This is a genomic window from Halomonas sp. DP8Y7-3, from assembly GCF_019801675.1.
Lineage (GTDB): Bacteria > Pseudomonadota > Gammaproteobacteria > Pseudomonadales > Halomonadaceae > Halomonas > Halomonas litopenaei_A.
In genome coordinates this window covers 415,633-440,611 of sequence record NZ_JAHVIO010000009.1, presented here as the reverse complement: position 1 = coordinate 440,611, position 24,979 = coordinate 415,633, and the positions used below count along the sequence as shown (strand labels likewise).

Here is a 24,979-nt window from a genome sequence, read left to right as displayed (position 1 = left end):
GCGCCCTGCCCCGCGGGAATGCCCTCGCGCTGGCTGACCATGCACCTCATTGCTCAAAGGCTGCCCCATGCGCTCACTTGCTTCGCTGATGTCGTTGCTGGCTATCGCCACCGCCGGCCTGATTGGCCTGCCCTCCGTCGCCGCCGCGGATACCTTCCGCTTTACCGCCATCCCCGACGAAGACGAGTCGCGCCTGGTCGAGCGTTTTTCCAAGGTAGCCGACTATCTCTCCGACACCCTTGAGGTGGACGTCGAGTATGTGCCCGTCAAGTCCTACGGCGCCGCCGTCACGGCCTTTCGCAACGATCAGGTGCAGCTGGCCTGGTTCGGCGGACTTTCCGGGGTACAGGCACGACGCTTGGTACCTGGCTCCCAGGCCCTGGCCCAGGGCGTCGAAGACGCGGCCTTCGAAACCTATTTTCTGGCCCACGCCAGCACCGGCCTGGAACCCGCTGATACGCTCCCGGACAGCATCGAAGGCAAGACCTTCACCTTCGGCGCCAAGACGTCCACGTCAGGCCGCCTGATGCCCGAGCACTACCTGCGCGAGCGCTTTGATGCGGCCCCGGAAGAGCTGTTTACCCGGGTGGGTTTCTCCGGTGACCATTCGCGCACGATTGCGCTGGTAGAAGCTGGCACCTACGACATCGGTGCGGTCAACTTCAAGGTCTGGGACGCGGCGCTGGCCAACGGCGACGTGGATACGGACAAGGTCGACGTGATCTGGTCCACACCCAGCTACCCGGACTACCAGTGGACCCTGCGTGGCGACGCCGATGAGACCTTTGGCGCAGGCTTCACCGACAGAGTGCGCCAGGCACTGCTGAGCATGGATGATCCTGATCTGCTCGAGAGTTTCCCGCGCTCAGGCTTTATTCCTGCCGACAACGACATGTACGCCCCCATCGAGAGCGTCGCCGAGAACCTCGGCCTGCTGCGCTGATGTCACAAGGCCCCAAAGACACTGCCTCGATGTCCGAGGCAGTGGACTTCACTGGCCTGAGCCTTGACGGCGAGGATCTCGGTCACGGACGGCAGATCGTGTTGAGGGATGTCCGGCTGCGATTGGAACCAGGCCAACGAGTAGCGCTGCTCGGGGAGAGCGGTGCCGGCAAGTCCACCCTGCTGGCCACCTTGCGTCAGCGTCTGGGAGCGCACGCTGCCTGGTGTCCACAACACCATGGTCTTGTGCCCCAGCTCTCGGTCTACCACAACGTCTATATGGGACGACTGGAGCACCACTCGGCGCTGGCGAACCTGTGGAACCTGGTGCGGCCACTGGCCAGCTGCTGGAAGGACATCACCGCGCTGTGCCAAGCGCTAGGCCTCGACGGACTCGCCCGACGACCGGTGGGCCGCCTTTCCGGCGGCCAGCGCCAGCGCGTGGCCATCGCCCGGGCCCTCTACCAGCAGCGGCCGGTGTTCATTGGTGACGAGCCCGTCGCCAGCGTCGACCCCCATCAAGCCATGTCCCTGCTGGACCGGATTGACGCCCAGCACACCACGACGGTCATGGCGCTGCACCAGCGGGAACTGGCCCTGAGCCACTTTGACCGAGTCTGGGGCTTGGCTGACGGACAACTCGTGCTGGATGCCCCCAGTCAGACCCTGAGCCTTGCAGACCTGGACGCCCTGTACCCTAGTGCGACGGCTGCGCCTGACGCGTCCGCCATCACCAGTGAGTCAGCGGTCCCATGATAGCAAGCGGTGACTCCCGTCCCGGTCTGCTGGCCGGCGACGGTATCGGCGCTCGGCTGGCCCGGCATAGCCTGTGGCTGATCGCGCTGGCCCTGATCGCCATTCCGCTGGCGGACCTCGAGATTCTCAGCCGTGACCCCTGGGCGGAGCTGGGACGCATGGCGCTGGGCCTGGCGCTGCCGGATCTCGGTGCCATCGAAACGCCGCTCCAGGCCATCGGCCTGACCGTCGCGGTGGCGTTCTGGGGAACCTTGAGCGGTGTCGTGCTCGGTTTGCCACTGGCATTGGTCTACTCGCGCTCGCGCTGGGTGCGCGCTGCCTCGGCGGGTGTGCGCGCGGTGCACGAGTTGTTCTGGGCCCTGCTGTTCCTGCAGGTGTTTGGCCTGTCGGCGCTGACTGCCCTGGCGGCACTGGCGATCCCCTATGCCGGCATCTTCGCCAAGGTCTACGCGGAGATTCTGGAGCAGACCCCGCGGGCCGCCCAGGAGGCCCTGCCGGAGGGCACAAGCCGGCTGGCCAGGCTGGCCTATACCGAACTGCCGCTGGCATTCGCCCAGTTGGCCGCCTATACCCGCTACCGCTTCGAGTGTGCGCTGCGTGCCAGTGTTCTACTGGGCTTCGTCGGCTTGCCGACGCTTGGCTATCAGCTCGAGAGTGCCTTTCGCGAAGGCCGGTATCACGAGGCAGGGGCCCTGCTGTGGCTGTTCTACGCCTTGATCGCCACCTTGCCCTGGTGGGCCCATCGCCGCCTGCTGCTGCCGCTGGGTATCGCCAGTGTCACCCTGCTGGGACCGTGGCCGGAGATCGATGGAGGGCTGCTGTGGCGCTTCGTCAGCCAGGATATCTGGCCTCGTGCCCTGCTGACGGGCGATATCAGCGGCCTTGTCGACTGGCTGATGGGCTTGCCTGCCCTGGTGACAGCGGTCGCCAATACCCTGCTGCTGGGCTTGCTCGGCACGGTGGGCGCTCTGCTGATCGCACTGGCGCTGTGGCCGCTGGCATCACGTCACTTCGGCAACCCGCTGACGCGGGGCGCAGGACGGGGCATTCTGATCCTGCTGCGCTCTACCCCAGAGCTGATGCTGGCCTTCATCTTTCTGCTGCTGCTGGGCCCGTCGTTGCTGCCCGCCTGGCTGGCACTGGCACTGCACAATGGCGCATTGATTGCCTTTCTGGTCAGTCGCCACGCCCATGCCATCGAGCCCGGCATGGCAGGGCTGCCGGCATCAGGACGGCTGGCCTACGAGCTACTGCCCCGGGTCTACCCAGGCATGCTGGCCCTGGTCTACTACCGGGCCGAAGTGATTCTGCGGGAGAGCGCGCTGCTGGGCATGCTCGGGGTGGCCACCCTGGGTGACATTATCGACGATGCCTTCCAGATGCTGATGTTCGACGTGGCATTCGCCCTGCTGGTGGTGACGGCACTGCTCAATATCCTGGTCGACACCCTGGCGAGGCGTCTGCGTCCCTGCGAGCCGCCCATCGACGACCCCTGCCTGCGCTGACCTCATGCTGGAAACGACGACGCCGACCCAAGGGTCGGCGTCGTGGCTCACGACCTGCTGCACAACGGGCTGAACCAGTGTCGAGCTCAGCCGTTCACCGCAGGATGGCTCACCCCTTGATGGCAGCGGTCACGGTAATCTCGACCTTCAACTCGCCCGCCGGCATCGGCGCACAGACGCAGGTGCGAGCCGGAGCGTGACCTTCCGGTACCCAGGCGTCCCAGACCGCATTCATGGCCGCGAAATCCTCGCCTTCTTTCAGGTAGATGGTCGCGGTCAGCAGGTGCTCGCGATCACTGCCGACTTCCGCCAACAGCTCGTCCACGCGCTCAAGCATGCTGGTGGTCTGGGCGGTGATATCCCCCTCACGCGCTTCGGGGCCGGCTACCTGGCCACACAGGTAGGCCACTCCCTGATGAATGACACCACGGCTCATACGGGTCTTGGTGTCATGACGCTGAATGCTCATCGCGCTCTCCAAAAAAAGTGATATCAACTGTAAATTAGCAACAAGGAAGATGTTTCATCCGAGGTCTTCCCGGTAGTCTCGCCGGCTGCCTTGGGCCGGCGTTCAATATAGCCAACTTTCGCCTGCACGAGATAGCCCGATCGGGCGTTTTTGGCGGCACAACAGTGTCAGGTCTCTCTCATGAGGACGACTGAGTGATGACAGCCCGGCTGTCACCTTGTCTAAAACATGAGGGTTTACCAATGAAGCGTTCCATCATGATGGCAGCAGTGCTGTCGACCGCCATGGCACAAGCAGGAGTGATCGCTACCGCCCAGGCCGCCGACGGCGACATGGAAAAGTGCTACGGCATCTCACTGGCAGGCGAAAACGACTGCAAGGCAGGCCCAGGAACCACCTGTGCGGGCACCTCTACCGTCGACTACCAGGGCAATGCCTGGACGCTGGTTCCCGAGGGGACCTGTACCGGCATCGAGACCCCCCACGGCAATGGCAGCCTGAGCGAAGTCGAACGCCCCTGACGTCGAGTCAGATCTTCGACCACCGCGGGGCCAGGCGGACATGACCCCGCGGACTTCTTCCGCTTGAGGCCAGAAGCCCCGTGGCTGAAGACCTCAGCTCGCCGTAAGGTGCCGACCGTCGTCGACAGCTGGCGCCATGCAGGCGGCAAACGCCGCCAACGCGGAGTTCATCATGACGACACCGTCCACGCCCCCTGCCAAGACATCCTCGCTCACAGACTCGGTGTCGTCAGCCTGGACGCCGCCAGGGTCGTCCCGGGCGACGGCACTGACCGACAAGGCGAGCGCGCCAGCAGCGATCACCGGATTGCCGCTGCCACGGGCTGCCATGGGCATCGGCCTGAAGTTTCAGCATCTACAGGAACTTGCCGCGCTGGAGAGCGGGCCTGACTTTCTCGAGCTCCACGCAGAAAACTACATGAATGCGGGAGGCCCGGTACAGGAACAGCTGGCGGTGCTGTCGCGTCGCTATCCGCTATCGGTGCATGGAGTGGGGTTATCCCTGGGAAGCGCTGAAGGCATCGACCCGGAGCACCTCAAGCGCCTGACAACGCTGGTCGACCAGCTCAAACCGGCACTGGTATCCGAGCACCTGGCCTGGAGCCGCCTGGATGGGCACAGTTACAACGATCTACTGCCCGTGCCTCTGAACCAGGAGTCTCTCAGGGTGATGTGCGACAACGTGGCACGCACCCAGGACAGCCTGGGGCGCCAGCTGCTGGTAGAGAATCCGAGCCTGTATGTCAGGCTGGATCAGACCATGAGCGAGACACAGTTTCTGCAGGCCCTGGTGGAGGCGACTGGCTGCGGGCTGTTGTTCGACGTCAACAATGCCTTTATCAGCGCCGCCAACCTGAATCGTGACCTGGACAGCTATCTGCAGGAAGTGCCCTGGCACGCGGTAGGTGAATGGCACCTGGCCGGCCATACCCAGGACAGCACCAGCGACCTCTATATCGACGACCACGGCAGCCCGGTGGCAGACCCGGTATGGCAACGTTATCGGCAGGTGGCCCGCCTGCGCCCGGAACTTCCCACCCTGGTGGAATGGGACAACAGAGTGCCACCGCTATCTCGTTGGCTGGAAGAAGTGGCCCTGGCACGACGCCATCATGCCGGCGCCCAGGATGCTCCACCCTCGCAACAGGCGACGACTTTACCCGCTAGCGGAGTCTTGCCATGAGCCGCCTACAGGACTGGCAGCGCCACTTCATCGACGCTGTGCGCCAACCCCATCGCCCTTCCTCGCCGATAGCCGATACCCCAGGCCTCGATGTCTATCGCAATAACATTCGCTCGAGTCTGATCGAGGCGCTCAAGGACACCTTTCCCCACACACTGACCCTGCTGGGAGAGCGCTGCTTCGTCGGTGAGGCCTCACGCTTCGTCGCCCATCATCCTCCCAGGGACCCTCGTCTGGCCCACTACGGCGGTGACTTCGTCACTGCGCTCAGGCAGTCACCTGACGTGTCGCGCTATCGCTTCGTTGCCGATATCGCGGGTCTTGAGCATGCCCGACTCAGGGTCAGCCATGCCGCCGACAGTATCCCACTGGAAGCCTGTGAACTGGGCGCCTGTCTCGACAGCGTCAGCTGTCTGGTACAGGCCTTGCCCGCCAGTCGGTGCGTCTCTTGCGAGCACGATGTGGAAGGGCTGTGGCAGGCCCTGGAAAGAGGAGAAGGCAGCGCTCCGCTAGGGTCACAGGGACCCGGACATTGGCTGCTGGTGCGCCACGGCCAACGCGTCCAGATGACCCCCATCGATGACGTGACCGCAAACCTCCACCGGCGGCTTGATGGGACGACGTCACTGGCTCAGGCCCTCGGCGAGATGGAGCAGGAGCTGGCCGGGGGGCTACGTGCCAGCGACTCACTGGACGACCTGCTGGGGCGTGCCCTCGGCACACTGGTGGGTCAGGGGGCGCTATGCAAGCCCGCTGAGGCGTTTCACAAAACCGCTGAGGCTCAACCACCCAAGGAAGCGTCACGCAACGCCGGTGCAACACCGCCACCCGTCTGAGCCAGCCGACGTTCAGGTGTCGCTGACAGCGTCTTTCTCGACCGCCAATGAGGATCGCCATGAGCATTCATACCACCCTGCTGACCACCTACGGACAGGCCTCGCGATGGCTGGACCAGCGTTCGCTGGATCTTGTGCTGGTCCTCATGCGACTGGTTGTCGGCACCGTCTTCTTTCAGTCCGCCCTGACCAAGGTGGACGGCGTTGGACTTGCCGACAGCACGTTCTTCCTGTTCGAGCACGAATACGCGCTGCCACTGATCTCCCCCGTGCTAGCCGCCTATCTGGCGACACTGGCAGAGTTTTCCCTGTCGCTGCTGCTATGGGCGGGACTTGCTACGCGGCTTGCGGCCACGGGACTGCTGATCATGACGCTGGTCATCCAGACCTTCGTCTACCCCGAAGCCTGGGTCACTCACGGGCTATGGGCTGCCAGTCTGGCCACCCTGGTGCTACGCGGGGCGGGACGACTCTCGCTGGATAAGCTGCTGTGCCGACAATTGTGCAAGCGGCCAGAAAGCGGGCAGCCGTAGTGTCAGGCACTGATGCCAAGAAGGCGGGTCGGCAGGAGACAGGTTGGAAGGAGACAGAACGGAGGGAGACGGCAAGACGAACGACGGGAGCCGCCTTCAACAACAAGACGGCTCCCGGCTTCCTTCTAGGAACTTCTCTAGAAACGTAGCGGCCTAGCGCAGCAATAGCACCGGCAAGCTGGTACGTCTCAGTACGCTGGTCGTGGTGCTGCCCACCAGCAGGTGCCGAATACGCGAGTGGCCGTAGGCACCCATCACCACCATGTCGATAGCATGTTGCTGCTGGTAGTCGCACAGGGCCTCTTCAACGTCGCCCGCATAGATGCCGCCTTCGGCCTCATGACCGGCCTCTCGCAAGGTCGTCAAGGCCCACTCCAACTGGCTGCGGTGGTCGCCGGTATCGGCTCCCACCATCACCACATGGCAGTCAATGCCATTGAACAGCGGGCTACGCGCCAGCAACTCAACCCCCTTGCGGGTGGTGTTGCTGCCGTCGAAGGCGATCATCACTCGCTTGGGCACGCTGAACGACTCAGGCACCATCAGGATCGGCCGGTGCAGTCCGCGAACTACCCGCTCCAGATTCGACCCAAGGTGTTCGCTGGCCTGCTGGGCGCTCTCGCCGCGCTTGCCGATCACCAGTAGACGAATGTCATTCTCGAGCTCGAGCACTGTCTCGACCAGGGTGCCATTACGCTGGCGACAGTTGGGCTCGGAGATGCCGGCCGCCATGACGCGATCCTTGGCCGCCTTAAGCATCAGCCGGCCATGCTCCTGGGCAACCTTGGCACGCCGCTCGTCCAGGCTCGCCAACTCTTCCAGCAGGTGTTCGCGGGCACCCAATCCCAGATTTCCAGACAGGTCTGCCTCTGCTGTCTGAGGGTGATTGTCCACCACATGAAGGAAGGTCAGCGGCGCACCCAGGGCCTGACTGGCCCAGGCGGCTACGTCGCACACGCTTTCGGCAAACTGCGACCCATCGATGGCAGCCATCACCTGTTCTGTCATGATTCTCATCCTGCCTGGCGTTGATGGATAAAGGGCCCCGAAAGACGGCAAGGCGCCCCGATGTCCTTGCATGATGCCGCGTGGCAGCGCGACCCGTCTCGTCACTCTCTCATGCCACACGTCCTTGTGTCTCGGTGCTCCACCTATCGTGCAGCACCTAACACCGTGATCAGTGTCCGCCCATCAGCTTTTCCACCGCTGCGGGATTATCGTGGATGGCATAGCGATCAACGATGGTCGCGCTGGCTTCATTGAGACCGATCAACTCCACCTCGGTGCCCTCACGACGGAACTTGATGACCACCATATCCAATGCCTGCACCGCCGTGATATCCCAGAAGTGAGCGCGAGATAGATCAATCACCACTTTCTCGACACTTTCCTTGAAGTCGAAGGCAGCGGAGAAGCGCTGGGAAGAGGCGAAGAAGACCTGTCCAATGACCCGGTACCGGCGCCCCTGACGCTCGTCACCTTCGAGTTCCTCACTGGCAACATAGAGAAAGTTGCCCACCTTGTTGGCGAAGTTGAGCGCAGCGATCAACACCCCTACGAAGACCCCAATGGCCAGGTTGTGGGTCCACACCACCACGGCCACTGTCGCGATCATGACAACATTGGTCGACATGGGGTGTTTCTTGAGGTCGCGCAGAGAACTCCAGCTGAAGGTACCGATGGACACCATGATCATGACAGCGACCAGGGCGGCCATGGGGATACGCGACACCCAGTCGGACAGGAACACCACCATCAGCAGCAGGAAGATGCCTGCCAGAAAGGTCGACAGGCGACCGCGACCGCCTGACTTGATGTTGATGACCGACTGGCCGATCATCGCGCAGCCTGCCATGCCACCCAACAGGCCTGTGCCGATGTTTGCCATGCCCTGGCCCTTGCACTCACGATTCTTGTCGCTGGGGGTGTCGGTCAAATCATCGACGATGGTGGCGGTCATCATCGACTCGAGCAGGCCCACCACGGTCAGCATGATCGCGTAGGGGAAGATGATGCCCAGGGTCTCCAGGTTCAGCGGTACGTCTGGCCACAGGAACACCGGCAAGGTATCCGGCAACTCGCCCATGTCGCCGACCGTGCGGATATCCATGCCGCTGAGCAGATACACGGCGGTCAGCACCAAAATGCACACCAGCGGTGACGGCAGCAGCTTGCCGATGCGCGGAACGTAGGGAAACAGGTAAATGATGCCAAGCCCCGCTGCCGTCATCGCGTAGACATGCCAGGTGACGTTGGTCAGCTCGGGCAGTTGCGCCATGAAGATGAGAATGGCCAGGGCGTTGACGAAGCCGGTGACCACAGAGCGCGACACAAAGCGCATCAAGTCAGCCAGGCGCAGGTAGCCCGCCACGATCTGCAGCACCCCGGTCAGCAGAGTGGCCGCCAGCAGATATTGCAGGCCGTGCTCTCTCACCAGGGTCACCATCAGCAGCGCCATCGCGCCGGTCGCCGCGGAAATCATGCCCGGCCGACCGCCGGCAAAGGCAATGATGACGGCCATGGAGAAGGAAGCATACAGGCCGATCTTGGGATCGACGCCAGCGATGATGGAAAAGGCGATGGCTTCGGGAATCAGCGCCAGCGCGACGACAATGCCGGACAGCACGTCGCCCCGAATATTGGAGAACCAGTCTTGTGTGATCGATCGCATCATGAGGCGGTCCAGGGGATGAGTGTGAAATGAGGCCGCGGTCAGCCTGCGCCAGCCGCTTCTCCACGAGGAAGCAGCGCTCTAGGCATGGTGCCTGGCGCTCGCTGATCGTGTCTGACGGGAAGTGGCGCAGTCTACCAGAAGCACACCCGCAAGGCGACGCCAGGCACGCTGCAAGGCCTGACCTGCACGGCATCGCCCATTGGCCAGCGGCGAAAAAAACCTGTAAGGATCGAGCAGGTGGTTCGACTTATGACAAAACGTCCAAGGAACGCGACATGGAAAAGTGCGCCCCGCCCAAGCCTAGCGAGCGTGATGGCCCTCCTCTGGCTGCGCTCAAGCAGAGCTTGTCGAGGCACGGTTGGCCCTTGCCCCAGCCTCCTGCATGCACGGACTCACTGCTGCAACCGCTAGCCGATACCGGTCTGGCACATTGGCACGTTCGATTGCCCCACAGCAGCGAAGACGGCGCCTGGCTGGCACGACTGCCCAAGCAGAGTCAGCTGGGTCTGGATGCCGCCAGCAACCTCAACTACCAGGTGGCCTGCTTCACCCGGGCGCAAGCCAGTGGCCATACCCCAAGACTCAACGACTGGCTACCCTGCGACGAGCTGTTGCCCAGGGGTGGCCTGGTAGTGGAAGCCATTGACGGCCGCTCGGCCAGGTTACCCAGCGACCTGCCCGCCATGACCACCGCCCTGGCCAGCTTGCACAGCCTGCCGCTGCCTGCCCTTGAGCAACGATCACCGTTGCTATCACCTGCCGACCCCTGGCGGGATATGCTCGATGATGTGCGGGCCCAAGCCCGGCACCTGCCCGACGCCAACCTGAGCCGACACAGCCTGCCGCTGATCGAAAAGGCCCTGTCACAGCTGCCCTCGCAACTCCCCGTCGCCAATGCCGCCGTGAGCCTCATCAGCTTCGACGCCCACCCCGGCAATTTCCTGATCACGCCAGAGGGCCGGGCAGTGCTGGTGGATCTAGAAAAATGCCGCTACTCACTGCCGGGATTCGACCTCGCGCACATGAGTCTGTATACCTCTACCACCTGGGACCTGCACAGTCGCGCGGTGCTGTTCATCGAAGATCTGGTGGCGCTCTACCAGCGCTGGCGGGCGCGCATGACCGAAAGCGGGCGCGACACGCATTGGCGCAACCTGATGGCCTGTCGCCATGCCATGTGGCTGTGGTCACTGACCTGGTGCGCCAAATGGCGCGCGCAGCAGCATCAGCAGATAGATCGTCGCCATCGCGGTGAAGACTGGTCCGCTCAGCTCAGCCAAGTCGCGCTGGTCGATCACGTGGCCGACCGCGTGGATCACTACCTGTCCGCCCCCATCATCCAACGAGTCACCGACGAGCTGGCGGAGCTGGCCGATGCGGGCTGACTCGACTCCAGCGTTTTCGCCTGCTCATTGCACAAGGATGCGATCATGACCCGCTTTGCGTCACGCACACCCCTATCCGCCGTTGTCCGTCGACTCGCCGTCACCATGCTGGCGCTGGCTCCGGTCCAGGCCACTCTTGCCCAAGAGACTCAAGCACCAGGCACTCTTGCCCAGAGCTCACCGCCACCCCACCCGCTGCTCCAGCAAGACTGGAGCGACGTCGAGCAGCAGGCTGAGGGTCAGACCGTCTACTTCAACGCCTGGGGAGGCGATCCCAACGTCAATGGCTATCTCGATTGGGTGGCAGGTCAACTCGATCAGCGATACGACGTCGAGCTAGTGCACGTCAAGCTGGAGGACACTGCCGCCGCCGTATCCCGCGTGTTGGCGGAAAAGTCCGCAGGCAACGTCGACCAGGGCGCCATTGACCTCATCTGGATCAATGGCGAGAACTTTTCTGCCATGAAGGAAAATGGGCTACTGCTGGGCCCCTTTGCCCAGCGCCTGCCCAACTTTGCGCTGACCTCCCCCGACGCGAATCCCGAAATGACCACGGATTTCACCGTGCCGACTGACGGCTACGAGTCGCCTTGGGGAAAAGCACAACTGACGTTCTACTACGACAGTGACCGTGTCGACTCCCCCCCGCAGTCTCTTGATGCACTGCTGCAATGGAGTCATCAACATCCAGGCCGCTTCACCTATCCGCTGGTCCCGGATTTCCATGGCTCCACGTTCCTCAAGCAGGCGCTTCTCGCATTGGTCGACGATCCCGCCGTGCTCTCCCGCCCAGCCAGCGAGGTTGATGCCGAGGCGTTCATGACGCCACTGTGGGACTATCTCGATGCCTTGCACCCGCAGCTGTGGCGCCAGGGGCGTGACTTCCCCGCCTCCGGGCCTGCCATGCGCAGCCTGATGGGTGATGGCGAGCTGTCACTGGCCTTCACCTTCAACCCGGCGGAACCCGCGGCGGCGGTCAGCTCCTACCAGCTGCCCCCTTCGATCCGCAGCTACGTGCTGGAAGGGGGCACCATTGGCAACGTTCATTTCGTGACGATTCCGTTCAACGCCAGCCATGTGGCCGGCGCCATGGTCACCGCCAACTTCCTGCTGTCCCCGGAAGCTCAGGCGCGCAAGCAACAGCTGGATGTGTGGGGCGACCCCACGGTCCTCGACCTCGAGCGTCTGGACAGCGACCAGCGGGATGCCCTGACGCCCATGGATGACCAGCCTGCGCGCCTGCCCGTTGCCGAGCTGCAAAACACCTTGCCTGAGCCCCATCCGAGCTGGATGGAAGCCGTCGAGGCCGGCTGGCTGGAGCGATATGGCACGCGTTGACCAGCGTATCCTGGCCGCCGACACCTGGTTTGTGAGATTGACACGCTGGGCGCCTCTGCTCACCGTGTTACTGCTTGTCGTGCCGGTCATGGTGGGCGTTGCTGGCGTCACGGCGCCAGCCTTTGGCTGGCTGCCTGCGCTGGGCGGGGAAAGCCTCAGCCTGGCGCCCTGGGTCGCGCTGTGGCACACCCCAGGCCTGGGCGAGATGATCACGATGAGCCTTTCCACGGGCTTGATCAGCACGGCGGTGGCGCTGGTCATCGTCATCCTGTTTCTCGGGGCCTTCGCCGACAGCGCGGCCTTTGTCTGGCTCAAGCGCCTGCTATCGCCTCTGCTGGCCGTGCCTCACGCGGCAGCGGCCATTGGCTTGGCCTTTCTGCTCGCCCCGTCGGGACTGGCCATGCGGCTCGTTTCGCCCGGTTTGAGCGGTCAACAGGTGCCGCCGGACTACCTGTTCCCCGGTGATCCTCACGGCATTGCCCTGATCGCTGGGCTGGTGGTCAAGGAAGTCCCCTTCCTGCTGCTGATGAGCCTGGCGGCGTTGCCTCAATGCCAGGCCCATCATCGCCGCCATCTGGCCCTGTCGCTGGGCTACTCTCCCGTCACCGCCTTTCTCAAGGGCGTCTTGCCGAGCCTGTATCCATTGATTCGGTTGCCGGTCTATGCGGTGATCGCCTTTGCTTCGTCCAACGTCGATGTCGCCATGATTCTGGGCCCTTCGACTCCGCCACCCCTGGCCGTCAGCGTTGTCCGCTGGCTAGGGGACCCAGACCTTTCCATGCGTTTCATGGCATCCGCGGCAGCGCTCACCCAGCTGGCGGTCACGCTGATGGCGCTCGGCATATGGTGGTGCATCGAGCACGCTATTCGCCTGCTGGCCACACCCTGCTTGACCGATGGTCAGCGCCACCTTGGCCAGCGTTTGGGAGTGGTGCTTGGCGGTGGACTGACCTGGCTCAGTGCGGGCCTGCTGTGTGCCAGCTTGCTGGGGCTGGTGCTGTGGTCTCTGGCCGCCTACTGGCCGTTTCCTGCCAGCTGGCCAACCCCGCTGACCCTGGCCAACTGGCGCGCTGCACTGCCGGGACTCCTGCCCGCTGCAGGTACTACGCTGGCCCTGGCAGTGGCTGCAACCCTACTGTCGACGATACTGGTCGTTGGCTGCCTCGAAAGCGAATCCCTGCATCAGCGCAGCATGGGCAAGGGCGCCACCCTGGTGCTCTACCTGCCACTGCTGGTACCGCCCGTGGCCTTTCTCTACGGCCTGGTTCAGCTCCAGGCTCAGCTGTTTCTGATGCCAGGATTTGTCCTGGTCGTGGTCGGCCACAGCCTGTTCGTATTGCCATATGTGTTTCTGTCCCTGGCCGAGAGCTACCGCCGCCTGGATCCCCGCTGGAGCCAGGTCGCTGCCAGCCTTGGCAAGAGCCACGCCAGCATCTTCCTGAGGGTACGCTTGCCCCTGCTGCTCGCGCCGATGGCGACCGCCATGGCGGTGGGTCTGGCCGTCAGCATCGGCCAGTACCTGCCGACCTTGCTGTTGGGCGCGGGCAGACTGACCACGCTGACCACGGAGGCGGTTTCTCTGGCGTCCGGCGGCGACCGCCGGCTGACCGCTATCTATGCCCTGGCTCAATTGGCACTACCCGCCATTGGCTTTGCCTTGGCCATTGGCCTGCCTCGTCTGTTGCATCGACGGCGGCGAGCCCTGTTGACCTGACTCCACACAACCCGCGAGACCGCTATGCCCGAACTACGAGACACCGCTGGTACGTCGCGCCGCCCGTTGATCTTTGACGGCGTCAGCATCAGCCTGCAGGAGACACCGCTCGTCTCTCTGTCGGCGCGCATCGACGCCGGAGAGGTCGTCAGCGTGATGGGGCCTTCTGGTGTGGGAAAGTCCACCCTGCTGGCGTTTGCCGCGGGCTTCCTCGCTCCGGCCTTTCACGCCAGCGGGGACGTTCGCCTGGGCGATCAGTCGATCACGTCACTGCCGACGTCCGCTCGTCGACTTGGCTTGCTGTTTCAGGATGCCCTGCTCTTTCCCCACCTTAGCGTTGCTGGCAATCTCGCCTTTGGCATGCCTCCGTCTCGACATCGCCGCCAGCGCCGAGAGGTCATCGATCAAGCCCTGTCGGACATCGGCCTGGAAGGTTTCGGCGAGCGCGACCCCGCCACCCTCTCGGGGGGCCAGCGTGCTCGCGTCGCCCTGATGCGTACGCTGCTGTCGCGCCCCCAGGCCATGCTACTGGACGAGCCATTCTCGAAGCTGGATGCCACCCTGCGCCAGGAGATGCGCGAACTGGTCTTTGGCCGCATACGGGAATACGGACTGCCTGCACTGCTGGTCACCCACGACCGGGCCGACGCCGAGGCCGCCGCAGGACCGATCATTGAGCTGTCGAGTGCCAGCACGGGACAGACCACCAGCACATGGCGGAGCGCACAGCATGCCCGACGCTGAGGCACTTGCCACGACGCCGCAACTCACCGTCATCATCCCCACCCTGAATGAGGCCAACATCATCACCGCTAGCCTTGACCGACTGGATGGCTGGCGCCGCGCAGGGGCCGAGATCATCGTCGTCGATGGTGGCAGCAGCGATGGCACCTGTGCGCTGGCGACATCACGTGCAGACCGGGTGATCTCCGCCGCTGCGGGGCGAGCCCGGCAGATGAACGCAGGCGCCGCCTCGGCTCGCTCGCCGGTACTTCTGTTTCTCCACGCGGACACTCAATTGCCGCCCGACGCCATGCCAGCGGTGTTGAAGGCCGTTGAAGCCCGTGTCTGGGGGCGCTTTGACGTTCGCATACGCGGCCACTCGTCGATGCTGCCGATAGTGGCCGCCTGCATGAACCTGCGCTCGCGACTGACGGGCATCGCCACCGGAGATCAGGCCCTGTTCATGCAACGCGCCACCTTTGTCGACCTGGGCGGCTTCCCGGACCAGCCCCTCATGGAAGACATCGAAATGTCCAGGCGACTCAAGCGTTCCTCTCGTCCCGCTTGCCTCAGGCTAAAAGCCACCACCGACGGGCGTCGCTGGGAAAAAAGAGGCCTCGCTGCGACGATCTGGCTGATGTGGCGGCTGCGCTTTCGCTACTGGAGTGGTGCCAGTGCTGTAGATCTCGCCAAGGAGTATCACCATGTGCGATGACAGCGCGCACTGTCAGGGGCCGGGCACCACCGATGGCGACCTGCCTGTCATCTCGATTCTGGCCAAGGCCCCACTGGCAGGACTGGCCAAGACACGCATGATCCCTGCACTAGGCCCAGAGGGGGCGGCGCGCCTCCAGCATCGATTGATCGAGCACACGTTGAAAGTGGCACTGGAGGCGACTTCTGCAAGTCGGATTACCCTATGGACAGCACTGGATCATCAACATCCCTGCTTTTTGCAGGCGCAGGATCGCTACGGTGTTCGCCTTGCCCGCCAGCCCGACGGCGACCTGGGAGCGAGGATGTATGCGGCACTGGCCGCGACTGACGCCCCAAGCCTATTAATCGGCACAGATTGCCCGTTAATGGATAAGAAATTACTGAAAACTTGTCAGAAACGACTCAAACAGGTAGACAGCGTCTTTCTTCCCGCGGAGGACGGCGGCTATGCTCTGGTTGGAGTTCGCCGACATGACCCACGGCTCTTTGAGGGAGTCGACTGGGGCACGTCCGGGGTCATGTCCCAGACGCGTGCACGTCTGGCGGAGCTTTCTTGGACATTTGAGTGTCCAAGCACGGTCTGGGATCTGGATACCCCCCAGGACCTGGCTCGACTAGCCGACATGGAAGCCCTCTCGCTGGAGATTATGCCGTGACCGAAGACACCCTCACTGACCGCCACAAGAAGCTTGCCGCGGTTCGCCCTCGCTTGCTGTCCTTTGCACGCATGCACCTGCGCGACCATGCCGCCGCCGAGGATGCGGTGCAGGAAGCGATGATTGCCGCCATCGAGAAAAACGACAGCTTTTCAGGTCGCTCCGGCTATGAGACCTGGGTCTTCGGCATCCTCAAGTACAAGCTGCTGGATCAGATGCGCCAGCAGAAACGTCACGGTCGCTGGGAACCCTTTGACGAAGAAACGACGGATGATGCCATTGATCGCATGTTCCAGCAGGACGGGCATTGGACTCACGAGGCCAAGCCCCAGGCCTGGGACACGCCAGAGCAGGCATTCGAGAACGAACATTTCTGGAAAGTATTTGACGCCTGTATGCTGGGCCTTCCTGACAACGTGGCACGGGTATTCACTCTGCGCGAATTAATGGGCCTTTCTACCGAAGATATCTGTAAGGAAGTGGGCATCAAAGAAAACAACGCATGGGTGATCCTGCACCGGGCTCGCCTCAAGCTTCGCGCTTGTATTGAAAAAGGTTGGAAGGAGGATGCGGCATGATGATGTGCAAGGCCGCTACCAAGCTGATGTCGAAGCAGCTGGATGCGCCCCTGACGACGCGAGAGAAGCTCTCGCTTCGTTTTCACCTGATGCTCTGTTCGGTCTGCCGTCGATGTGACAAGCAATTCGAGATGTTAAGAAAGGCGGGACGAGCCTATGGGGGGGCCTCAGCTGACAAGGCTGAACACCACTGCATGGCTAGCGAAGAGGACATGAAGAAGGTTCAGGAAGCGATTACCCAGGCGGAAGAACGCCGCCAGGGATAATCGCCAGCCTATCCCCCGGCGGATCGCGTAGCGCTCGAGCTTCGACGGCTACAGCGAAAGCTTCAATGAACTACAGCAGAAGCTTCGACGACTACGGTATCAGCCCCGTTTGTCACACTCTTGTGAACCCCGCCTACAGGCTATCTCTCCTACCTGCTACCGAGACAGCCTGACGGCGGTATTCCGCATCACGCTTACCGCCCGCAATCAACCGCACGGATCTGCGCGCCGGCGACTGCTGGCTAGTCACCCGCCGCTTCCTGTGCCAGCCCCGACAAGGCTTGTGCGATCTGGTCGATGGGCAGTTCACAGTCACCTAGCCCATGCCGCTTTGCCAGGTAATGCGGGTCATTCCACTCGAGCACCAGGTGGTCGTCCTGCTGGCGAACCACCATTTTCTGGGGCAGATCCAGTGCCGTGCTGCCGTGACACTGCATCAGGCGTGTCCCTACCTCGGGCTTGCCGAAGATGTAGGTGCGCGTCGGCGGCAGTTCAAGGCCTACACCCTCCGCATTAGCCTGGTGGTCTACCATCGCCATCAAGCCCATGCCACGCTTCTCCAGACCCTGCCTGAAGCGCGCATCGACATCTTCTACGCTGTCCTGTGACGTCAGGCTGGCCACACCCGACTCATCGATCTGGGACTCTGCCGCTACACTTCCTGATCCGGCCAATACCAGACCCATGATCAGGCCCCCGACCCACTTCCTGCTGTAGTGACGCTGCCTCATACGATGGTTTCCTTGTTCAACGAGTGACACTGTGAGCTTGCCCATTGCCAGCGTGGACGACGCAAGCTTGATCAACGTAAGCATGGACGAGGTAAGCATGGACAAAATAAGTGCCGCCCGACAAGTCGACATATGCCAATGACGCTGCGTGGTCGTGTAAGGATCGCGGAGTGCCAACCGACTCTGCAAAGCCTACCAACACTGCAGAGAAAGTGGGCTTTTGGCTAGCCATGTTTGCCCTACCGTCGCTATGGAGCCCGCCATCTATGCCTATATCCCACCGCCGTGCCTCTATCACGCTGCTATTGACCGCCTGTGGCGCCCTCTCGTTCGCTTCGACGCTCCAGGCGGCAAGCTTTTCGCCCCAGGTCTTGCTCTCCTGGCCAACCCGATCCTTCGAAGGCGAGACGTCGTATCGCGTAACAGCGCTAGAGGGCACCCAGGCACTTGAAGCACGTGCCAGGGGACAGGCGTCGGCCAAGTACCTGGAGCGTGAGATCGACCTGAAGGAGACACCTTATCTGCGCTGGTGCTGGCGCGTCTCGGGGGTCTATGCCAACGTCAATGAGCGCAGCAAGGCAGGCGACGACTACCCTGCCCGCGTCTATGTCGCCAGAAAGACCGGACTGCTTCCCTGGCAGGTAGAGTCGGTCAACTACGTGTGGTCATCGAACCAGCCCCGTGGTAACAGTTGGCCCAATGCCTTTACCGATAGAGCCATCCTGCTGGCCTTGCAGGGCGGTGACGAGAAGGTGGGTCAATGGGTGGCAGAAGTCCGCGACGTGGCCGCCGACTATCGCAGGCTGTTCGGCACTCAGCCCGACAGTATCGATGGGCTTGCCCTGATGAGCGATGGCGACAACGCAGGCGGTGATGCCACCGCCTGGTTTACCGGCCTTGAAATGAGCGCCTCGGCCTCACCGCCTAGCTGTCCGTAGAACAGCATTTATCATCGCTGAAACACCACCGTGCGGTTGCCGTTGAGAAACACCCGCCTCTGCAGATGCAGGTCAACCGCTCGTGCGAGCGTCAGACATTCGATGTCACGCCCTCGGGCGACCAGGTCATCCGCTGTATCGGCGTGGGTGACCGGCTCGACGCCCTGGCTGATGATCGGCCCCTCATCCAGGTCGTCATTAATGTAGTGCGCCGTGGCACCGACCAGCTTGACCCCTTTCTCGAAGGCCTGGTGATATGGCCTGGCCCCCTTGAATCCTGGCAACAGCGAGTGATGAATATTGATCGCTCGGCCGGCCAGACGCTCACTCATGTCGCTGGAGAGTACCTGCATGTAACGCGCCAGGATCACCAGCTCAGCACCGCTATCCTCGATAATCTGCCACACCTTCGCTTCCTGCTCGGACTTGGTGTCCGCGCTGATCGGGCAATGGTGGTAAGGCAGCCCGTGCCATTCGGCCAAGGGCGCGAGGTCCGGGTGATTGGATACGATGGCCTTGATCTCGACCGGCAGCTGTCCGGTGCGATAGCGATAGAGCAAGTCATTGAGACAATGATCTGCCTTCGACACCATGATGACCACCGGCGTCCGTCGATCAGGGGCCGTCAGCTCGAAAGTCATGGCAAACTCGGCGGCACGCTCGGAAAACCGTTGCTCAAAATCCGTGGCCGAAAAGCCCCCGTCAGCCGAGCCGATGCTGGATGGCCCGCCCCCACCCGGGGGGCGGAACTCGGTGCGAATGAAGAACCGGCTGGAGCTGGCATCATCAAAGGACTGCTGCTCAGTGATATAGCACCCGTGCTCGCGCAGGAAGCGGGTCACCACGTCCACGGTGCCAAGGCGGCTTGGGCACTGGGCGGTCAGAATCCAGTTGGCAAGGCCCGTCGGGCGGTCAATGCTCATGGGCGCTCCCCATCAACGGCATCCTCGACGTCACGCTCGACGCCGATGGCAAACTCCTCACCAGCATCCAGCAGCCACCGATAAACGTAGTCGACGAAGCTCGCCCGAACCACCAGCTCCCAGCCTTTATCGTCAGGCCGCCTTAGGCTCACGCTGGACTTGGCGAACACCGTCGTCACCCCCTTGCCAGGGGGAAAGTGACGCGGGTGAACGTCGTAGACGACCGATTTCATCAGTAGCTCGCGCATGGCGTCGTCATCCCCGCTCAAGGCGATCACCGTCTGTCCTGCACTAACATCGGTGAAGGCGACGCTGGCATCCCCCAGCACCGCGCGCAGGCCGAGCTCGACCCGATGGGCATCACCCGGGGGCAGTATCGCCAGCCATTCACCCGGCGACAGCCATTGCAAAGACGCCGCGTCCCCCTGCACCAGCTCGTGGGGACGTGCCGGCAGCGCCAGCCCCAGCACGCTGCGCACGGCTTCATCCAGCACGATGGCCCCACCCCGCAGAATGAGGTGGTCGTGCCGGCGTTCTCGCATCACGACGCGAGACGCTGTCGATGGTGCCGGGGCACCGACATGCTGATAGGACCAGGCCAACGGGGACGTCATGACCGATCTGCTGTGGGGATAGGCATCAAAGACATGCACAGTGGGTATCACTTCAGACATTCTGGCGCTCTCCCTTCGGATCGAGGAACACGGTAGAGACGATGCGCGCCTCGTGAGTCTTGCCATCCACACAGGGAAGATAGACGGTCTCGCCCAGGCGCTGATGACCACCCTTGACCACCGCCAGGGCGAAGCCGGTCTCGAGGGTCGGGCTGTAGTAGCTTGAGGTGACGTGGCCCACCATGGGCATCGGCACCGGATGTTGCGGGTCGAGCACAATCTGCGCGCCCTCTTCCAGCACCACCTCGGGATCGACGGGGCGCAGCCCGACCAGTTGCTTGCGATCTTGCCGCGCGGTATCAGTGCGGCTCAGGGCGCGCTGTCCGACCCAGGAGAACGGCTTGTCGTAGCCTATCGCCCACTGCATGCCGAGATCCTCCGGCGTCACCGAGCCATCGGTATCCTGACCGGCGATGATGAAGCCTTTCTCCGCCCGCAGCACGTGCATGGTTTCGGTACCGTAGGGGGTGAGGTCATACTTTTCGCCATGGGCAAACAGCGTCTTCCACACATGCAGGGCGGCGTGGGCCTGCACGTTGATCTCGAAGGCCAGTTCACCGGTGAAGGAGATTCGGAAGATGCGCGCCGGCACCCCGGCCACCCTGCCCTCTCGCCACTCCATGAACTTGAACGCCTCGCGATCCAGGTCGATATCCTCGACCACTTCGCTCATCAGCTCACGCGCCTTCGGCCCCGTCACGGTCATGGTCGCCCAGTGATCCGTGACCGAGCTGAAGGTCACGTCGAGATCCGGCCACTCGGTCTGGTGCCACAGCTCCAACCATTCGAGAACGCCAGCGGCTCCGCCGGTTGTGGTGGTCATCAGGAAATGGTTCTCGGCCAGACAGCTGGTCGTACCGTCATCCATGACCATGCCGTCGTCTTTGCACATCAGCCCGTAACGCACCTTGCCCACGCCCAGCTTGGCCCACTTGTTGGTGTAGATGCGGCCGAGGAACTCGCGGGCATCGGGGCCCTGGATGTCGATCTTACCCAGGGTCGAGGCATCGAGGATCCCGACGCCCTCGCGGACCGCCAGGCATTCACGCTTCACCGCCTCATGCATCGTTTCAGGCTGGCCATTGTGGCGCCGTGGAAAGTACCAGGGGCGCTTCCACTGCCCGACATCCTCGAACTCGGCCCCTCGCTCCACGTGCCAGGAGTGCAGAGCACTGTAGCGCTCAGGATCAAACAGTGCTCCACAGTGGCGCCCCACCACCGCGCCGAAAGTGACCGGCGTATAGCTGGGCCTGAATACCGTGGTACCGACCTCGGGAATCGAACGGCCCAGGCAGCGAGCGGCGATGGCCATGCCATTGATGTTGCCCAATTTGCCCTGATCGGTGCCGAAGCCCATGGCGGTATAGCGCTTGACGTGCTCGATGGATTCAAAGCCTTCACGGGTGGCCAGCTCGATGCCGGCAGCGGTGACATCGTTCTGCAGATCCACAAACTGCTTGGGGGCACGCAAGGTCGGTTTATTGTGGGGCACCTGGAACAGCGCCACCGCCTCGCCCTGGCGCACTTCCGTCACTCTGGGAAGCCGGCCTTGCGAGCCAGCGTGGCTGTCATTGCCGTCAGTGCCGTCGCTGTCAGAACTGTGGCTGTCAGTACCGTTACTGTCAGTATCATTAAGCGTCGTACCCTGACCGCCGACATCCAGGTTCGCCTCTGCCGCCGCCTGGCGACCCGCCTCCTGCCCCTCGGCCAGGGTGGCCGCCAGGGTAAAGGTGCCACCGGCACTGCCCGCCACCAGCATGCCCTGGGGCAAGCTGGGCACGAAGGCGATCAGGTCGTCGCGCCAGCTCGGCCGTGCCCCGGTATGCGACGCCAGGTGAATCACCGGGCTGAATCCGCCGGACGTCGCCAGCGTGTCGCAGACCAGGATCTCAGCGCTCCCGGCGAGGCCGAAGCCGTCGATATCGATAGCCGCCACCCGCACCGAGGCAACGCGCTGCTCGCCGCGTGCCTCGATCACTGCCGAGCCTGGCAGGATGCGGACACCTCGTGCTCTGGCCTGCTCGACCAGCTCTCCGTCAGGAGCAGAGCGGGCGTCCGCCACCGCGACCACCTCGCGGCCAGCGTCGAGCCAGTCAAGCACCGCACGATAGCCGTCATCGTTACTGGTGGACACCACCAGGCGCTGTCCCGGCACTACGCCATAGCGACGAATATAGGTCGACACCGCCGAGCACAGCATATTGCCTGGCACGTCATTACCGGCATACACCAGCGGTCGTTCGTGGGCTCCTGTGGCCAGCACCACCCGAGCGGCACGCACGCGATGCAGGCGTGAGCGCGCCTGGCGCCGCCCCTCGATTCGAGGAGCACAGTGCCCAAGATGTTCAGTGCGCCGTTCATGCAGCGTGACGAAATGATGGTCGTGGTAGCCATTGGCCGTGGTGCGGGGCAACAGGGTCACATCAGCACAGGCGGCGAGCTCTGCCACGGCTTCCTCGACCCAGGCGCTGGCCGGGCCATCATTGAGTCGCTCACGGCAATCCAGCAGCGAACCACCGAAGGATTCCTGCTCGTCACACAGGATGACCCGAGCCCCCGAGCGGGCAGCCTCCAGGGCGGCGGCAAGACCAGCAGGGCCCGCCCCAATCACCAGCACCTCGCAATGACGGTTGATGTGGTCATAGATATCCGGATCGGCTTCCATGGGGCTACGCCCCAGGCCAGCACTCTTGCGGATATAGCGTTCATAGGTCATCCACAGCGAGGCCGGTGCCATGAACGTCTTGTAATAGAAGCCAGGGGGCATCAGCTTGCCACCGACCTTGCCCAGCATGCCCATCAGGTCCCGCTGGACGCTTGGCCAGCCATTGGTGGAGCGAGCGTAGAGGCCATCGAACAGGGCCTGCTGGGTAGCCCGCACATTGGGCACCTGCTCGGCCTCATGCTGGCCAAGCTGGACCACGGCATTGGGCTCCTCGGCTCCGGCCGCAACGATGCCGCGGGGCCGCGCGTACTTGAAGCTACGATTGACGACATCGACCCCGTTGGCCAGCAGCGCCGACGCCAGCGTATCGCCCTGATAGCCGGTGTAGGACTTGCCGTTGAAGGTAAAACGCAGGGGCACGCTGCGATCGATCAGGCCCCCTGTCTCGAGGCGGTTGAGCTGGCTCATGCGCGCACCTCCCGGGTATAGGAAGAATCGTGGGACGCGTCGTGGGATGAGGCGTGAGACGAGAGCTGGGACGTGGCACGGCCCGCGCCGCCATGGCCGTCATCACTGGCATCAGCTGGTACCGTCTTGCCGTCAGGATTGGCCTGGGTGAATCGCGGCGCCTCGCCGATGCGGTAGGTCTCGAGAATCTCGTAGGTCTGGGTGTGGCGCGTCATGTTGAAGAACTTGCGACAGCCGACCGCATGAACCCACAGCTCGTGATGAATACCCCGCGGATTGTCACGAAAGAACAGATAGTCCCCCCAGGCTTCATCCGAGCACTGGGCAGGATCCTCGGGCCGCTGAATATGGGCCTGTCCCTTGGGGTGAAACTCTTCTTCCTCGCGCCACTCATTGCAGTGGGGGCAATGGATGTAAAACATGCAAACCTCCTGGACTCAGTGGGCGACACCCGCAGCGCCGTGCTCATCGATCAGGGCACCACTGTGGAAACGGTCGATGGAAAACGGTGCGGCCAACGGATGCATCTCGCCCTTGGCCAGGCTTGATGCAAACACATGCCCAGACCCGGGCGTGGCCTTGAAGCCGCCGGTACCCCAGCCACAGTTGAAGTAGAGCCCTTTGATGGGGGTCTTCGACAAGATCGGACAGGCATCCGGACAGGTATCGACGATGCCCCCCCACTGCCGATTCATGCGCACCCTTGAGAAGATCGGGAACATCTCGACGATGGCCTGCAGGGTGTGTTCGATGGTGGAGTAGCTGCCGCGCTGCCCATAGCCGTTGTAGCCGTCGATCCCGGCGCCGATGACCAGGTCCCCCTTGTCGGACTGGCTGATGTAGCCATGCACGTGGTTCGACATGACCACAGTGTCCAGCACCGGCTTGAGTGGCTCGGACACCAGCGCCTGCAGCGGATGGCTTTCCAGCGGCAAGCGCAGGCCGGCCAGACCGGCCAGGACACCCGAGTTGCCCGCGGTCACGCAGCCTACGGTGGTGGCCTCGATGTCACCACGGTTGGTATGCACCCCGAGGATGCGCCCATCGCGGATCTTGAAGCCGGTGACTTCGGTCTGCTGCAGAATATCCACACCCAGGGCGTCGGCACCGCGGGCATAGCCCCAGGCCACCGCATCATGACGCGCCACCCCAGCGCGGGGCTGCCATGAGGCGCCCATGACGGGATATCGCGCGTTTTTTGAACAGTCCATGATGGGCACGAGCTGTTGCACACCGCGGGCATCCAGCACCTCGCCGTCGATGCCATTCAGCCGATTGGCATTGACCCGGCGCTGGATATCGCGCATGTCCTGCAGGGTGTGCCCCAGGTTGAGCACCCCTCGCTGGGAGAACATCACGTTGTAGTTGAGGTCCTGGGAAAGGCCTTCCCACAGCCCCATCGAATGCTCATAGAGGGCCGCCGCCTCATCCCACAGGTAGTTCGAGCGCACGATGGTAGTGTTACGAGCGGTATTACCGCCCCCCAGCCAGCCCTTCTCGATCACCGCGACGTTACCTACCCCGAACTCCTTGGCCAGGTAGTAGGCGGTCGCCAGGCCGTGCCCGCCGCCGCCAACGATGATCACGTCATAGGCCGCCTTGGGAGTGGGGTTACGCCACTGTCGCTGCCAGTTCTCATGGTGGCTGATGGCATGGCGTGCCAGCGCAAATCCGGAATAGCGTTGCATGATGTCTCCTCAAGGATCTCTTTTTCCGCTCAGTGGCATCAGCCCAGTAGCGTCACCCCAGTGCCACGGCCACTGAGCCGCCAGCTAGCGCCTGTA

At 63.0% G+C, this 24,979-nt stretch carries 25 protein-coding genes; 16 read left to right on the top strand and 9 right to left on the bottom strand.

Annotation, left to right across the window (positions count from 1 at the left end; translation table 11 throughout):
* The first annotated feature begins 67 nt into the window (after window positions 1–67).
* The 3 genes from KUV86_RS11670 to KUV86_RS11660 are packed head-to-tail and all read left to right on the top strand — an operon-like array spanning window position 68 to window position 3,203.
* Window positions 68–943: a putative selenate ABC transporter substrate-binding protein gene (locus KUV86_RS11670; RefSeq protein WP_222484886.1), complete on the top strand. Its 876-nt coding sequence runs from the start codon at window positions 68–70 to the stop codon at window positions 941–943.
* 29 nt (window positions 944–972) lie between these two features.
* Window positions 973–1,698, top strand: coding sequence for an ATP-binding cassette domain-containing protein (locus tag KUV86_RS11665; RefSeq protein ID WP_222484885.1), 726 nt, complete (start codon window positions 973–975; stop codon window positions 1,696–1,698).
* A complete protein-coding gene (locus tag KUV86_RS11660; RefSeq protein ID WP_222484883.1) occupies window positions 1,695–3,203 on the top strand; it encodes a PhnE/PtxC family ABC transporter permease in 1,509 nt (502 codons plus the stop codon). The genes KUV86_RS11665 and KUV86_RS11660 overlap by 4 nt, the downstream gene beginning before the upstream one ends.
* 109 nt (window positions 3,204–3,312) lie before the next feature.
* Here KUV86_RS11660 and KUV86_RS11655 read toward each other — a convergent pair whose 3' ends face one another.
* Window positions 3,313–3,672, bottom strand: a complete 360-nt coding sequence (locus KUV86_RS11655; protein ID WP_222162764.1) for a RidA family protein — start codon at window positions 3,670–3,672, stop codon at window positions 3,313–3,315.
* Between the two features lie 242 nt (window positions 3,673–3,914).
* On the opposite strand from KUV86_RS11655, the gene KUV86_RS11650 reads away from it, so the two are divergent.
* The 4 genes from KUV86_RS11650 to KUV86_RS11635 all read left to right on the top strand — a co-directional run bounded on the left by KUV86_RS11650 (window position 3,915) and on the right by KUV86_RS11635 (window position 6,745).
* Window positions 3,915–4,193: a DUF2282 domain-containing protein gene (locus KUV86_RS11650; RefSeq protein WP_206941259.1), complete on the top strand. Its 279-nt coding sequence runs from the start codon at window positions 3,915–3,917 to the stop codon at window positions 4,191–4,193.
* A gap of 172 nt (window positions 4,194–4,365) precedes the next feature.
* Window positions 4,366–5,376 (top strand): DUF692 domain-containing protein, encoded by a 1,011-nt coding sequence (locus KUV86_RS11645; RefSeq protein ID WP_222484881.1) that lies wholly within the window; start codon window positions 4,366–4,368, stop codon window positions 5,374–5,376.
* Entirely contained in the window at window positions 5,373–6,212 is an 840-nt protein-coding gene (locus tag KUV86_RS11640; RefSeq protein WP_222484879.1) for a putative DNA-binding domain-containing protein, read from the top strand. The genes KUV86_RS11645 and KUV86_RS11640 overlap by 4 nt, the downstream gene beginning before the upstream one ends.
* Before the next feature lie 59 nt (window positions 6,213–6,271).
* Window positions 6,272–6,745: a DoxX family protein gene (locus tag KUV86_RS11635; RefSeq protein ID WP_222484086.1), complete on the top strand. Its 474-nt coding sequence runs from the start codon at window positions 6,272–6,274 to the stop codon at window positions 6,743–6,745.
* A gap of 153 nt (window positions 6,746–6,898) precedes the next feature.
* On the opposite strand, the gene KUV86_RS11630 is transcribed toward KUV86_RS11635, so the two are convergent.
* Together KUV86_RS11630 and KUV86_RS11625 are read right to left on the bottom strand one after the other, a co-directional pair.
* Window positions 6,899–7,753, bottom strand: coding sequence for a universal stress protein (locus tag KUV86_RS11630; protein WP_222484876.1), 855 nt, complete (start codon window positions 7,751–7,753; stop codon window positions 6,899–6,901).
* A 169-nt stretch (window positions 7,754–7,922) separates the two neighbouring features.
* A complete protein-coding gene (locus KUV86_RS11625; RefSeq protein ID WP_222484874.1) occupies window positions 7,923–9,419 on the bottom strand; it encodes a SulP family inorganic anion transporter in 1,497 nt (498 codons plus the stop codon).
* Window positions 9,420–9,694: 275 nt separating this feature from the next.
* On the opposite strand from KUV86_RS11625, the gene KUV86_RS11620 reads away from it, so the two are divergent.
* From KUV86_RS11620 to KUV86_RS11585, 8 genes are read left to right on the top strand one after another with little or no spacing between them, the layout of a single operon-like run.
* Window positions 9,695–10,804 (top strand): aminoglycoside phosphotransferase family protein, encoded by a 1,110-nt coding sequence (locus tag KUV86_RS11620; protein ID WP_222484872.1) that lies wholly within the window; start codon window positions 9,695–9,697, stop codon window positions 10,802–10,804.
* A gap of 45 nt (window positions 10,805–10,849) precedes the next feature.
* The gene (locus KUV86_RS11615) at window positions 10,850–12,142 is read left to right on the top strand and encodes an ABC transporter substrate-binding protein (protein ID WP_261397619.1); all 1,293 of its coding nucleotides are present in this window, start codon (window positions 10,850–10,852) and stop codon (window positions 12,140–12,142) included.
* Complete coding sequence (locus tag KUV86_RS11610; protein WP_222484871.1) at window positions 12,129–13,856, top strand: ABC transporter permease; 1,728 nt, start codon at window positions 12,129–12,131, stop codon at window positions 13,854–13,856. Before KUV86_RS11615 ends, KUV86_RS11610 begins: the two co-directional genes overlap by 14 nt.
* A gap of 24 nt (window positions 13,857–13,880) precedes the next feature.
* Window positions 13,881–14,600, top strand: a complete 720-nt coding sequence (locus KUV86_RS11605) for an ATP-binding cassette domain-containing protein (protein ID WP_206941269.1) — start codon at window positions 13,881–13,883, stop codon at window positions 14,598–14,600.
* Window positions 14,587–15,294 carry a TIGR04283 family arsenosugar biosynthesis glycosyltransferase gene (locus KUV86_RS11600; protein ID WP_222484870.1) on the top strand — a complete coding sequence of 236 codons (708 nt, stop codon included), beginning with the start codon at window positions 14,587–14,589 and terminating at the stop codon, window positions 15,292–15,294. The genes KUV86_RS11605 and KUV86_RS11600 overlap by 14 nt, the downstream gene beginning before the upstream one ends.
* Window positions 15,284–15,952, top strand: a complete 669-nt coding sequence (locus KUV86_RS11595) for a TIGR04282 family arsenosugar biosynthesis glycosyltransferase (protein ID WP_206941271.1) — start codon at window positions 15,284–15,286, stop codon at window positions 15,950–15,952. Before KUV86_RS11600 ends, KUV86_RS11595 begins: the two co-directional genes overlap by 11 nt.
* Window positions 15,949–16,530, top strand: a complete 582-nt coding sequence (locus tag KUV86_RS11590) for a sigma-70 family RNA polymerase sigma factor (RefSeq protein ID WP_206941272.1) — start codon at window positions 15,949–15,951, stop codon at window positions 16,528–16,530. Before KUV86_RS11595 ends, KUV86_RS11590 begins: the two co-directional genes overlap by 4 nt.
* Window positions 16,527–16,796, top strand: coding sequence for a zf-HC2 domain-containing protein (locus tag KUV86_RS11585; protein WP_222484868.1), 270 nt, complete (start codon window positions 16,527–16,529; stop codon window positions 16,794–16,796). Before KUV86_RS11590 ends, KUV86_RS11585 begins: the two co-directional genes overlap by 4 nt.
* Before the next feature lie 242 nt (window positions 16,797–17,038).
* Here the strand turns inward: KUV86_RS11585 and KUV86_RS11580 are convergent, their stop codons facing one another.
* Window positions 17,039–17,527, bottom strand: coding sequence for a DUF302 domain-containing protein (locus tag KUV86_RS11580; RefSeq protein ID WP_222484866.1), 489 nt, complete (start codon window positions 17,525–17,527; stop codon window positions 17,039–17,041).
* A gap of 266 nt (window positions 17,528–17,793) precedes the next feature.
* Here KUV86_RS11580 and KUV86_RS11575 point away from each other — a divergent pair, with 266 nt between their 5' ends.
* Entirely contained in the window at window positions 17,794–18,465 is a 672-nt protein-coding gene (locus tag KUV86_RS11575; RefSeq protein WP_222237596.1) for a DUF3047 domain-containing protein, read from the top strand.
* 11 nt (window positions 18,466–18,476) lie between these two features.
* Here the strand turns inward: KUV86_RS11575 and purU are convergent, their stop codons facing one another.
* The 5 genes from purU to KUV86_RS11550 are packed head-to-tail and all read right to left on the bottom strand — an operon-like array spanning window position 18,477 to window position 24,883.
* Window positions 18,477–19,388 (bottom strand): formyltetrahydrofolate deformylase, encoded by a 912-nt coding sequence (purU, locus tag KUV86_RS11570; RefSeq protein WP_222484865.1) that lies wholly within the window; start codon window positions 19,386–19,388, stop codon window positions 18,477–18,479.
* Window positions 19,385–20,002 (bottom strand): sarcosine oxidase subunit gamma, encoded by a 618-nt coding sequence (locus tag KUV86_RS11565; RefSeq protein WP_261397618.1) that lies wholly within the window; start codon window positions 20,000–20,002, stop codon window positions 19,385–19,387. The genes purU and KUV86_RS11565 overlap by 4 nt, the downstream gene beginning before the upstream one ends.
* 52 nt (window positions 20,003–20,054) lie before the next feature.
* The gene (locus KUV86_RS11560; RefSeq protein ID WP_222484861.1) at window positions 20,055–23,195 is read right to left on the bottom strand and encodes a sarcosine oxidase subunit alpha family protein; all 3,141 of its coding nucleotides are present in this window, start codon (window positions 23,193–23,195) and stop codon (window positions 20,055–20,057) included.
* Window positions 23,192–23,617 (bottom strand): sarcosine oxidase subunit delta, encoded by a 426-nt coding sequence (locus KUV86_RS11555; RefSeq protein WP_222484860.1) that lies wholly within the window; start codon window positions 23,615–23,617, stop codon window positions 23,192–23,194. Before KUV86_RS11555 ends, KUV86_RS11560 begins: the two co-directional genes overlap by 4 nt.
* 15 nt (window positions 23,618–23,632) lie before the next feature.
* Window positions 23,633–24,883, bottom strand: a complete 1,251-nt coding sequence (locus KUV86_RS11550; RefSeq protein ID WP_222484859.1) for a sarcosine oxidase subunit beta family protein — start codon at window positions 24,881–24,883, stop codon at window positions 23,633–23,635.
* Between the last annotated feature and the right edge of the window lie 96 nt (window positions 24,884–24,979).